The sequence below is a fragment of the Pseudomonas sp. SST3 genome (assembly GCF_003325755.1).
In genome coordinates this window covers 183,507-193,910 of the sequence record NZ_QORI02000007.1, presented here as the reverse complement: position 1 = coordinate 193,910, position 10,404 = coordinate 183,507, and the positions used below count along the sequence as shown (strand labels likewise).

The window sequence follows — 10,404 nt, the reverse complement described above, 5'->3', positions numbered from 1 at the left end:
CATCTCAATGGCACGCCGCAGTGGGAATCGGGCGCGCCGGCGCCAGGCCGCCGCGGCACTTGAGCACACGCAATTGTGCCGGTTGGGCTTCGACAGCCAGGCGCAATGCCGCCGGCGAAGGGTTGATCGCCTCACTCAGTGGGCGATAGGCAAAAGCCAGCGTTTGACCGGTTTCGGCGGCGACCTGCAGGCGACGCAGGGCGCGATCATCGGCTTGCTGCGGCCAGCACAGCACCGCCCCGCAACTGCCTGAGCGCAGGCATTGCTCGGCGGCCCACAAGGCGTCGCGGCCCTGAGCGCTGATAATCGTCAACTGACGAAGATCGACACCAGCAGCCAGCCAGGCATGGGGATAGGGCCTATGAGGTGGCGCCACCAACACCACGCGTTCGTTGGCCGTGGTCAGTCGCGCCAGGGTCGGCCAGAGCAGGCGCAGTTCGCCGATGCCGGTACTGGCGAAGAGAATTTCGCTCAATGCCGATCTCGGCCAACCACCGCCGGGCAACGCTGCATCCAGCACGGCATGCCCAGTTGGCTGGGTGTCGGGCAATATGATTCTGGCCTGGCCGCGCCACAAACGGCGCGCATCGAGCAGATGGTTAAGTGCGACCTCGGATGACATGACGATGGATATCCGGACTACTGTATATGGATACAGTATTGTGCTGCCGGGATGATGGTCAAGCTGGAGCGATAAAAACGCCTGCAATCGAGCTGAGTTACTTTCCTTGAGAGTTGGTCTCGCCAAGGAAAATCCATCAGCCATCGCTGATAGTTGCTATGAGTATTTCAAATTTGTATCAAAATTATCTTATTTAAAGCTCATCAATATTCGTTATCTTTATTTTATTTTTCACCACACACTTTCCGAACTCCGCTCAATTGCTATCACGCCGATTTGACCAGCTGGCCAGTAACGGCGTTCAGCTATCACTCATCTGTTTGGGAATGCTATGACCGCTGCACCTTTTATTGAGACGACCCCGATATACAACTACGAGGTTGTCCGTCGCTTTACTCTGATGACGCTGTTCTGGGGCGTGCTCGGGATGGGCATGGGAGCTATCCTCGCGGCTCAGCTGGTCTGGCCGCAGCTCAACCTTGGCTTGCCATGGACCAGTTTCGGGCGCCTGCGTCCGGTCCACACCAATCTTGTGATTTTCGCGTTCGGCGGTGGAGCGCTGTTCGCGACCTCGTTCTATGTCGTCCAGCGCACCTGCAAGGTGAGGTTGATTTCGGACTGGTTGGCTAATTTCGTGTTCTGGGGCTGGCAGGCGGCGATTGTCGCCATGCTGCTCAGCTACCCGCTCGGCCTCACATCCTCCAAGGAATATGCCGAGATGGAGTGGCCCATCGCGCTCTGGATGACACTGGTATGGGCGGCGTATGCCTATCTATTCATCGGCACGATCGCGCGGCGCCGGACTCAGCACATCTATGTCGCCAACTGGTTCTACGGTGCCTTTATCGTCGTGACGGCGATGGTGCACGTCATCAATCACGTCGCCATTCCGGTGACCCTGTTCAAGTCCTACTCGGTCTATTCCGGCGCCACGGACGCGATGATTCAGTGGTGGTACGGCCACAGCGTGGTGGGTTTCATTCTCTCGGTGGGCTTTCTCGGGATGATGTACTACTTCGTGCCGAAGCAGGCCGGGCGGCCGGTGTATTCCTATCGCCTGTCCATCGTGCATTTCTGGGCAATCATCAGCCTGTACATCTGGGCCGGTCCGCATCACCTGCACTACACGGCGCTGCCGGATTGGGCGCAGAGCTTGGGGATGGCGATGTCAGTGGTACTGTTGGCTCCGAGCTGGGGCGGCATGATCAACGGAATGATGACGCTGTCGGGCGCCTGGCATAAATTGCGCACCGACCCGATCCTGCGCTTTCTGGTGGTATCCCTGGCGTTCTACGGTATGTCCACCTTCGAGGGACCGATGATGGCCATCAAGACCGTCAATGCGCTATCCCATTACACCGACTGGACTATCGGCCACGTTCACGCCGGCGCCCTCGGCTGGGTCGCGATGATTTCCATCGGCACGCTCTATCACATGATTCCCAAACTCTGGGGACGCGAGCAGATGTACAGCGTGGGGCTGATCAACACCCACTTCTGGTTGGCGACTATCGGCACCGTGCTCTACATCGCTTCGATGTGGGTCAACGGCATCACCCAAGGGCTGATGTGGCGTGCGATCAACGACGACGGCACGCTGACCTATTCCTTTGTCGAAGCGCTTGAAGCCAGCCATCCCGGCTATCTGGTGCGCCTGATTGGCGGCGGCACCTTTGTTCTGGGCATGCTGCTGATGGCATACAACGCCTGGCGTACTGTTCGCTTGGCGGATAGAACTGCCATCGAGTCTGGGGCTGTGCAGCTAGCCTGAGCAAAGACGAGTCGTTCGGCTGTCTTTTTTGAATAAGTTATAAGTAAATAATTTCTTATTCTTTTTCGGGCTGTTGTGCTTGTGTCTAGACTGGCTTCCATTACTTCGGAGGCACACCGCGATGCGCAGCGAATCGATCCGTTATGTGATAGTGCCCGGTTGGCAAGGTTCGCCTGATGACCACTGGCAAAGCCATTGGCAGCGCAGCCTTCCTAACAGCGCGAGGGTAGAGCAGTCCGATTGGTTGGGCCCTCGCCGCGAGCAATGGGTTGCCGAGCTGGATCGCAGCATCGCTATGAGCGCCCATCCAGTAATCCTTGTCGCGCACAGCCTGGGCTGCATCACCGTCGCACATTGGGTTGAGCATGCCTCGGTCGACACGCTGCAGCGGGTTCGTGGTGCACTGCTGGTCGCTCCGGCCGACGTGCAGCGTACCGGCTGCCCTGACGCCCTGCGTAATTTCGCACCGATTCCACGCCAGGTTCTGCCCTTTCCAAGCCTGTTGATCGGCTCCGACAACGATGCCGCCGCTACAGCGGATCGGGCTATCGAGCTGGGCCTCGATTGGGGGAGCGACACCGTCATTCTGGGTGGCGCCGGCCATATCAACACCCAGTCGGGGCATACCCGTTGGGAGCAGGGCTTCGCCTACCTGTATCGCCTGCAAAATCGTATCGCCCAGCAGGCCCGTAAGACGGCCTGAGATAAAGGATCAGGACCGACCGCCTCAATGCGGTCGTTATCAGCGCAACTGCATGAGGAGAGAGAAGACATGAGCATCCGTCTCGGTGACATCGCACCCGATTTCGAACAGGACTCCAATGAAGGCCGCATCCGCTTTCACGAATGGCTCGGTAACAGCTGGGGCGTGCTGTTCTCTCACCCGGCAGACTTCACGCCGGTCTGCACCACCGAGCTCGGCTTAACCGCCAAGCTGAAAGATGAGTTCGCCAAGCGCAACGTCAAGGCCATCGCGCTGTCAGTGGACCCGGTTGATTCGCATGTGAAATGGATTGATGACATCAACGAGACCCAGAGTACGCGGGTCAACTTCCCGATCCTGGCTGACGCCGATCGCAAGGTGTCCGAGCTGTACGACCTGATTCACCCCAATGCCAACGACACGCTAACGGTACGCTCGCTGTTCGTCATCGATCCGAACAAGAAAGTGCGTCTGATCATTACCTATCCGGCGAGCACCGGGCGCAACTTCAATGAAATCCTTCGCGTGATCGATTCACTGCAGTTGACCGACAACCATAAGGTCGCGACGCCGGCTAACTGGCAGGACGGCGACGAGGTGGTGATCGTGCCTTCGCTTCAGGATGAAGAGGAGCTCAAGCAGCGCTTCCCGAAGGGCTATCGCGCAGTGAAGCCGTATCTGCGCCTCACTCCGCAGCCGAATCGCGAATAGGTCGCAGGTCGACGCAGTTCGCGTCTGCCGATCGCGCGAACGGCCTTTGCTTGTGCTGGAAAAATCAGTCGATTAGGATTCGCGCCCGGGTATGGAGGCGCGAGTGTTCTTATCACTCCGCATGACCCTATCGAATGTTGAAGCCCGGTTCGGAGACGACCGGGCTTTTTCATGCGCCGGCTCGCCGTTGTGAACGGACCGGTTACGTCCCTGATGGTCAGGGGCGCCAGTAAAAAAGAGAGAGGATTGCCATGCGCGAACGCTTGTTGGCCGCGGAAAAAGTGAAGGCTATCGAGTGGCAGGACGGGCAGCTGCGTTTGCTCGACCAGCGCAAACTGCCGCTAGAAGAGGTGTGGCACACCTACGATTCTGCGGCAGCTGTTGCCACGGCTATCCGCGAGATGGTTGTACGCGGCGCTCCGGCAATCGGTATCAGCGCGGCCTATGGGCTGGCACTGGGGCTCAGGGCTCGGCTCGCCGAAGGCAGCGACTGGCGTGCGGCGCTGGAAGCAGACTTCAAGGTGCTTGCCGATTCACGCCCGACCGCCGTCAACCTGTTTTGGGCGCTGAATCAGATGCGTGAGCGGCTCGACCGTCTGAAGCCAGGTGAAGATCCGTTGGCAGCTGCTGAGGCCCAGGCTATATCCATTCATGCCAGTGATCGCGAAGCCAACCTGACCATGGCGCAGTTCGGTGTCGATCTGATTCGCAAGCACCAGGGCAATCCGCAGAACCTGCTCACTCACTGCAATACCGGTGCGTTGGCTACCGGTGGTTTCGGAACCGCGCTTGGCGTGATCCGCGCGGCGCACCTGGAAGGGCTTGTCGAGTGCGTTTACGCCGACGAGACCCGCCCCTGGCTGCAGGGCTCGCGGCTGACCGCATGGGAACTGGCAGGCGAGGGCGTGCCGGTCACGCTGAATGCCGACTCGGCTGCGGCGCATTTAATGAAGACACGCGGCATCACCTGGGTGATTGTCGGGGCCGATCGAATTACCGCCAATGGTGACGTTGCCAACAAGATCGGCACCTACCAGCTCGCCGTCCTGGCCATGCACCATGGCGTGCGGTTCATGGTGGTGGCGCCAAGCTCGACCATCGACATGGAGCTGGAAACCGGCGACGACATACCGATTGAGGAGCGTACCGGTAGCGAGTTGCTGGAGGTCAACGGCCAGCGGTTCGCGGCGGAGGTCGATGCGTTCAATCCGGTATTCGATGTGACGCCAGCAGATCTCATCGATGCCATCGTGACCGAAAAGGGCATAGTCGAGCGACCGAGCGCGGCCAAGCTCGCCGCCTTGATGAGCCGCAAGCGACTCCATTGAGCACCTGGCCACGCCCGGGACATCTCTTCCCGGGTGTGCATCCTGGAGCCTCCGGCTCGCCAGCTGTGATACTATCCCGCGCTTAATCGCAGGACCCTGCTGACTATAAGGAACCAGGCTTCCATGGGCGAACTGGCCAAAGAAATCCTCCCGGTCAATATCGAAGACGAACTCAAGCAGTCCTACCTCGACTACGCCATGAGCGTAATTGTCGGGCGGGCGCTGCCGGATGCGCGCGACGGATTGAAGCCCGTGCATCGTCGTGTGCTTTTTGCCATGAGCGAGCTGGGTAACGACTGGAACAAGCCATACAAGAAATCCGCCCGTGTGGTCGGTGACGTGATCGGTAAATACCACCCTCACGGTGACTCGGCGGTATACGACACCATCGTGCGGATGGCGCAGCCTTTCTCGTTGCGTTACATGCTGGTCGATGGCCAAGGTAACTTCGGCTCGGTCGATGGCGATAATGCCGCCGCCATGCGTTACACCGAAGTGCGGATGGCCAAGCTGGCCCACGAGCTGCTGGCCGACCTGGACAAGGAAACCGTCGACTGGGTGCCCAACTACGATGGCACCGAGCAGATTCCGGCGGTCATGCCGACCAAGATTCCGAACCTGCTGGTCAACGGCTCCAGCGGTATCGCCGTGGGCATGGCGACCAACATTCCGCCGCACAACCTCAGTGAAGTCATCGACGGTTGCCTGGCGCTGATCGAAAACGCCGATATCACCATTGATGAACTCATGCAGTTCATTCCGGGGCCGGACTTCCCGACCGCGGGCATTATCAACGGTCGCGCCGGCATCGTAGAGGCCTACCGCACCGGTCGCGGACGCATCTATATGCGTGCCCGCTCGACCATCGAAGACATCGACAAGGTCGGTGGCCGTCAGCAGATCGTCATCACCGAACTGCCTTATCAGCTGAACAAAGCGCGGCTGATCGAGAAGATCGCCGAGCTGGTCAAGGAAAAGAAGCTCGAAGGTATCACCGAGCTGCGCGATGAGTCCGACAAGGACGGCATGCGCGTAGTGATCGAGCTGCGCCGCGGTGAAGTGCCAGAGGTTGTCCTCAACAACCTCTACGCTCAGACCCAGCTGCAGAGCGTGTTCGGCATCAACGTGGTGGCGCTTATCGACGGCCAGCCGCGCACGTTGAATCTGAAGGAGTTGCTTGAGGCCTTCGTGCGTCATCGCCGTGAGGTCGTCACCCGCCGGACTGTTTATGAGCTGCGCAAGGCGCGTGAGCGTGGGCATATTCTCGAAGGGCAGGCGGTTGCGCTTTCCAATATCGACCCGGTTATCGCCTTGATCAAGGCGTCGCCGACGCCGGCTGAAGCCAAAGAGGCGTTGATTGCCGAGGCGTGGGAGTCCAGTGCTGTCGAGTCGATGGTGGAGCGTGCCGGTGCTGACTCCTGCCGTCCTGAAGGCCTCGATCCGCAATACGGCCTGCGCGACGGAAAATACTACCTCTCACCGGAGCAGGCCCAGGCCATTCTGGACCTGCGCCTGCATCGCCTGACTGGTCTCGAGCATGAGAAGCTGCTCAGCGAATATCAGGAAATCCTGACCCAGATCGGCGAACTGATCCGCATCCTGACCGACCCGGTACGCCTGATGGAAGTCATCCGTGAGGAGCTCGAAGGCGTCAAGCGCGACTTCGGCGACGCACGTCGTACCGAGATTCTTGAAGCGCGTCTGGACCTGACACTGGCGGACCTGATCACCGAAGAAGAGCGCGTCGTCACCATCTCCCATGGCGGCTATGCCAAATCGCAGCCGCTGGCGGCCTATCAGGCGCAGCGTCGCGGTGGACGAGGCAAGGCGGCCACAGGCGTCAAGGAAGAGGATTACGTCGAGCACCTGCTGGTTGCCAACAGCCACACCACGCTGTTGCTGTTCTCCAGCAAGGGCAAGGTGTATTGGCTCAAGACGTATGAGATTCCCGAGGCCTCGCGCGCATCGCGCGGTCGGCCGCTGGTCAACCTGCTGCCGCTGACCGAAGGCGAATACATCACCGCCATGCTGCAAGTGGATATCGAGGCCGCGCGTCAGCAACAGCTGAACGGCGACGACGATGTCGAAGATGCGGAAATCATCAGCGAAACCGATGAAGCTGAAGAGCTCCTCGAAGGTGACGAAACCGACGAGTCGGTAGACGAGCCGACCGGCACCTACATCTTCATGGCGACCGCCAAGGGCACCGTGAAGAAGACCCCGCTGTCTCAGTTCAGCCGCCCACGCAGTGTCGGTCTGATCGCGCTCGGCTTGGAAGAGGGCGATACACTGATCGCCGCTGCGGTGACCGATGGCGCCCGTGAAGTCATGCTGTTTTCCGATGGCGGTAAAGTAATCCGCTTCAAGGAGAAGCATGTGCGCACCATGGGTCGCACCGCCCGTGGCGTTCGCGGCATGCGCCTGCCCGAAGGCCAGCGTCTGATCTCCATGCTGATTCCCGAGCCCGATGCGCAGATTCTCACCGCGAGCCTCAATGGCTACGGCAAGCGCACCGTGATCGACGAGTTCCCACGTCGCGGTCGTGGTGGCCAGGGTGTTATTGCCATGGTGACCAACGAGCGCAACGGCCCCTTGGTCGGTGCTGTCCAGGTGCAGCAGGGCGAGGAAATCATGTTGATTTCCGATCAAGGCACGCTAGTTCGGACCCGTGTCGATGAGGTTTCATCGCTGGGTCGTAACACTCAGGGTGTCACGTTGATCAAGCTGGGCAAGAACGAACATCTGGTTGGCCTCGAGCGGGTTCAGGAACCCTCTGAGGAGGACGTCCTGGACGATATCGAAGCGGTTATCGACGAGGATGCCCTGGATAAGGAAATGCCCGTTGTCAGCACCGAGCCAAGCGAAGATGACTTGCTCGGCGGCGGGGGGGACGTTCCGCCAGACGTAGTGCCTACCGACGACGACAACTGATCAAGCGACGGCGCAGCCCCTAAAGGCTTCGCCGTCGTTTCGTTGCAGACCCTGCTGCATGAAGGAATGGCAAGCTCTGAGATGACCTTAGGTCGCGAACAGAGCGAGCAAGTATCGACCGTTTTGAGAGAACGAAGATGAGCAAACGCGCCTTTAACTTCTGCGCCGGCCCGGCCGCGCTTCCTGAGGCGGTGCTGCAGCGCGCCCAGGCTGAACTCCTCGATTGGCAGGGCCGCGGTTTGTCCGTGATGGAAATGAGCCATCGCAGCGACGAATACACGGCGATCGCTGAGAAGGCTGAGCAGGATTTACGCGATCTGCTGAGCATTCCCTCGAATTACAAGGTGCTGTTTCTGCAGGGTGGTGCCAGCCAGCAGTTTGCCGAGATCCCGTTGAATCTGCTGCCCGAGGGCGGCGTCGCGGATTACATCGACACGGGTATTTGGTCACGCAAGAGCATTGAAGAGGCTAAGCGTTTCGGCCATATCAATGTTGCTGCCAGCGCCAAGCCTTACGATTACTTCGCGATTCCCGGCCAGAACGAGTGGGCGCTCAGCGACAATGCGGCCTATCTGCACTACGCCAGCAACGAAACCATCGGCGGTTTGCAGTTCGATTGGATACCGGAGCTTGGCGACACGCCGCTGGTAGTCGACATGTCTTCTGACATCCTCTCGCGTCAGCTGGATGTTTCCCGGTTCGGCCTGATCTATGCGGGCGCGCAGAAGAACATCGGCCCATCGGGTTTGGTGGTAGTGATCATTCGCGAGGACCTGCTCGGTCGTGCGCGTTCCAGCTGCCCGACCATGCTGGATTACAAGGTCGCCGCCGACAACGGCTCCATGTACAACACGCCTGCGACCTTCTCCTGGTATCTCTCCGGCCTGGTATTCGAATGGCTGAAAGAGCAGGGTGGCGTTGAAGCGATGGAGCAGCGCAATCGCGCCAAGAAGGAGCTGCTCTACGGGGTAATCGATTCCAGCGACTTCTATTCCAACCCGATCTCCAGCAATGCCCGCTCCTGGATGAACGTGCCGTTCAGGCTGGCCGACGAGCAATTGGACAAGGCATTTCTGGTTGGGGCTGAGGCCCGCGGACTGCTCAACCTGAAAGGTCATCGCTCGGTCGGCGGCATGCGTGCCTCCATCTATAACGCGGTGGGCCTGGATGCCGTCGAGGCGCTGGTGGCCTATATGCGCGAATTCGAGAAGGAGCGCGGCTGATGAGTGATGTCGACCGGCTGAAGGCGCTGCGTGTACGCATCGACAGTCTCGACGAGAAAATTCTCGAGCTGATCAGCGAGCGTGCCCGTTGTGCTCAGGACGTCGCGCGGGTCAAGACCGCATCACTGGCCGAAGGCGAGGAGGCGGTGTTCTATCGTCCCGAGCGTGAAGCCTGGGTGCTCAAGCACATCATGGAGCTGAACAAGGGGCCGCTGGACAACGAAGAAATGGCGCGCCTTTTTCGGGAGATCATGTCGTCCTGCCTGGCTCTGGAGCAGCCACTGCGAGTTGCCTATCTCGGGCCGGAAGGTACCTTCTCACAGGCCGCAGCGCTCAAGCATTTCGGGCACTCTGTAATCAGCAAGCCTATGGCTGCCATCGACGAGGTGTTTCGTGAGGTGGTCGCCGGTGCGGTCAACTTCGGCGTGGTGCCGGTGGAAAACTCCACTGAGGGTGCGGTCAACCACACCCTCGACAGTTTTCTGGAGCACGACATCGTCATCTGCGGTGAAGTCGAGTTGCGTATCCATCATCATCTGTTGATCGGCGAAACGACCAAGACCGACCGCATCACTCGCATCTATTCCCATGCACAATCGCTGGCGCAGTGTCGCAAGTGGCTGGACGCGCATTATCCGAACGTTGAACGCGTGGCGGTTTCCAGCAATGCCGATGCAGCCAAACGGGTGAAAAGTGAATGGAACTCCGCTGCGATCGCAGGCGACATGGCCGCCCAGCTTTATGGCCTTAGCAAGATTGCCGAAAAGATCGAGGACCGCCCGGATAACTCCACGCGCTTTCTCATCATTGGCAGCCAGGAAGTTCCGCCTACTGGCGATGACAAGACCTCGATCATCGTTTCTATGCGCAACAAACCGGGCGCGCTGCATGAATTGCTGATGCCGTTTCATTCCAATGGTATCGATCTCACACGGATCGAAACTCGTCCTTCTCGCAGCGGTAAATGGACCTACGTTTTTTTCATCGACTGCATCGGTCATCACCAGGAGCCGCTAATAAAGGATGTTCTGGAGAAGATCGGGCGAGAGGCGGTGGCACTCAAGGTGCTGGGGTCCTATCCGAAAGCGGTACTTTAAAAACAGCCGCAAGCGTCG

General features: G+C 59.3%; 8 protein-coding genes. 7 read left to right on the top strand and 1 reads right to left on the bottom strand.

Annotation, left to right across the window (positions count from 1 at the left end):
* Window positions 1-4 precede the first annotated feature (4 nt).
* Window positions 5-622, bottom strand: coding sequence for a translesion DNA synthesis-associated protein ImuA (gene imuA, locus DQ405_RS09550; RefSeq protein WP_168423992.1), 618 nt, complete (start codon window positions 620-622; stop codon window positions 5-7).
* 331 nt (window positions 623-953) lie between these two features.
* On the opposite strand from imuA, the gene ccoN reads away from it, so the two are divergent.
* The 7 genes from ccoN (at window position 954) to pheA (ending at window position 10,386) form a co-directional block, all read left to right on the top strand.
* Window positions 954-2,393, top strand: a complete 1,440-nt coding sequence (gene ccoN, locus DQ405_RS09545; RefSeq protein ID WP_168423991.1) for a cytochrome-c oxidase, cbb3-type subunit I — start codon at window positions 954-956, stop codon at window positions 2,391-2,393.
* A gap of 121 nt (window positions 2,394-2,514) precedes the next feature.
* Window positions 2,515-3,096, top strand: coding sequence for an RBBP9/YdeN family alpha/beta hydrolase (locus DQ405_RS09540; RefSeq protein WP_168423990.1), 582 nt, complete (start codon window positions 2,515-2,517; stop codon window positions 3,094-3,096).
* A gap of 69 nt (window positions 3,097-3,165) precedes the next feature.
* Window positions 3,166-3,807, top strand: a complete 642-nt coding sequence (locus tag DQ405_RS09535) for a peroxiredoxin (protein WP_168423989.1) — start codon at window positions 3,166-3,168, stop codon at window positions 3,805-3,807.
* Between the two features lie 251 nt (window positions 3,808-4,058).
* Window positions 4,059-5,135 carry an S-methyl-5-thioribose-1-phosphate isomerase gene (gene mtnA, locus DQ405_RS09530; RefSeq protein WP_168423988.1) on the top strand — a complete coding sequence of 359 codons (1,077 nt, stop codon included), beginning with the start codon at window positions 4,059-4,061 and terminating at the stop codon, window positions 5,133-5,135.
* 123 nt (window positions 5,136-5,258) lie between these two features.
* Complete coding sequence (gene gyrA, locus DQ405_RS09525) at window positions 5,259-8,066, top strand: DNA gyrase subunit A (RefSeq protein ID WP_168423987.1); 2,808 nt, start codon at window positions 5,259-5,261, stop codon at window positions 8,064-8,066.
* 137 nt (window positions 8,067-8,203) lie between these two features.
* Entirely contained in the window at window positions 8,204-9,289 is a 1,086-nt protein-coding gene (serC, locus tag DQ405_RS09520; RefSeq protein WP_168423986.1) for a 3-phosphoserine/phosphohydroxythreonine transaminase, read from the top strand.
* Window positions 9,289-10,386, top strand: coding sequence for a prephenate dehydratase (pheA, locus tag DQ405_RS09515; protein ID WP_168423985.1), 1,098 nt, complete (start codon window positions 9,289-9,291; stop codon window positions 10,384-10,386). The genes serC and pheA overlap by 1 nt, the downstream gene beginning before the upstream one ends.
* The last annotated feature ends 18 nt before the right edge of the window (window positions 10,387-10,404 follow it).

Bases quoted from the DNA above. Each gene is read 5' to 3' on its own strand.
- serC (WP_168423986.1), top strand. From the start codon at position 8,204: ATGAGCAAACGCGCCTTTAACTTCTGCGCCGGCCCGGCCGCGCTTCCT.
- gyrA (WP_168423987.1), top strand. From the start codon at position 5,259: ATGGGCGAACTGGCCAAAGAAATCCTCCCGGTCAATATCGAAGACGAA.
- DQ405_RS09540 (WP_168423990.1), top strand. From the start codon at position 2,515: ATGCGCAGCGAATCGATCCGTTATGTGATAGTGCCCGGTTGGCAAGGT.
- DQ405_RS09535 (WP_168423989.1), top strand. From the start codon at position 3,166: ATGAGCATCCGTCTCGGTGACATCGCACCCGATTTCGAACAGGACTCC.
- pheA (WP_168423985.1), top strand. From the start codon at position 9,289: ATGAGTGATGTCGACCGGCTGAAGGCGCTGCGTGTACGCATCGACAGT.
- ccoN (WP_168423991.1), top strand. From the start codon at position 954: ATGACCGCTGCACCTTTTATTGAGACGACCCCGATATACAACTACGAG.
- mtnA (WP_168423988.1), top strand. From the start codon at position 4,059: ATGCGCGAACGCTTGTTGGCCGCGGAAAAAGTGAAGGCTATCGAGTGG.
- imuA (WP_168423992.1), bottom strand. From the start codon at position 622: ATGTCATCCGAGGTCGCACTTAACCATCTGCTCGATGCGCGCCGTTTG.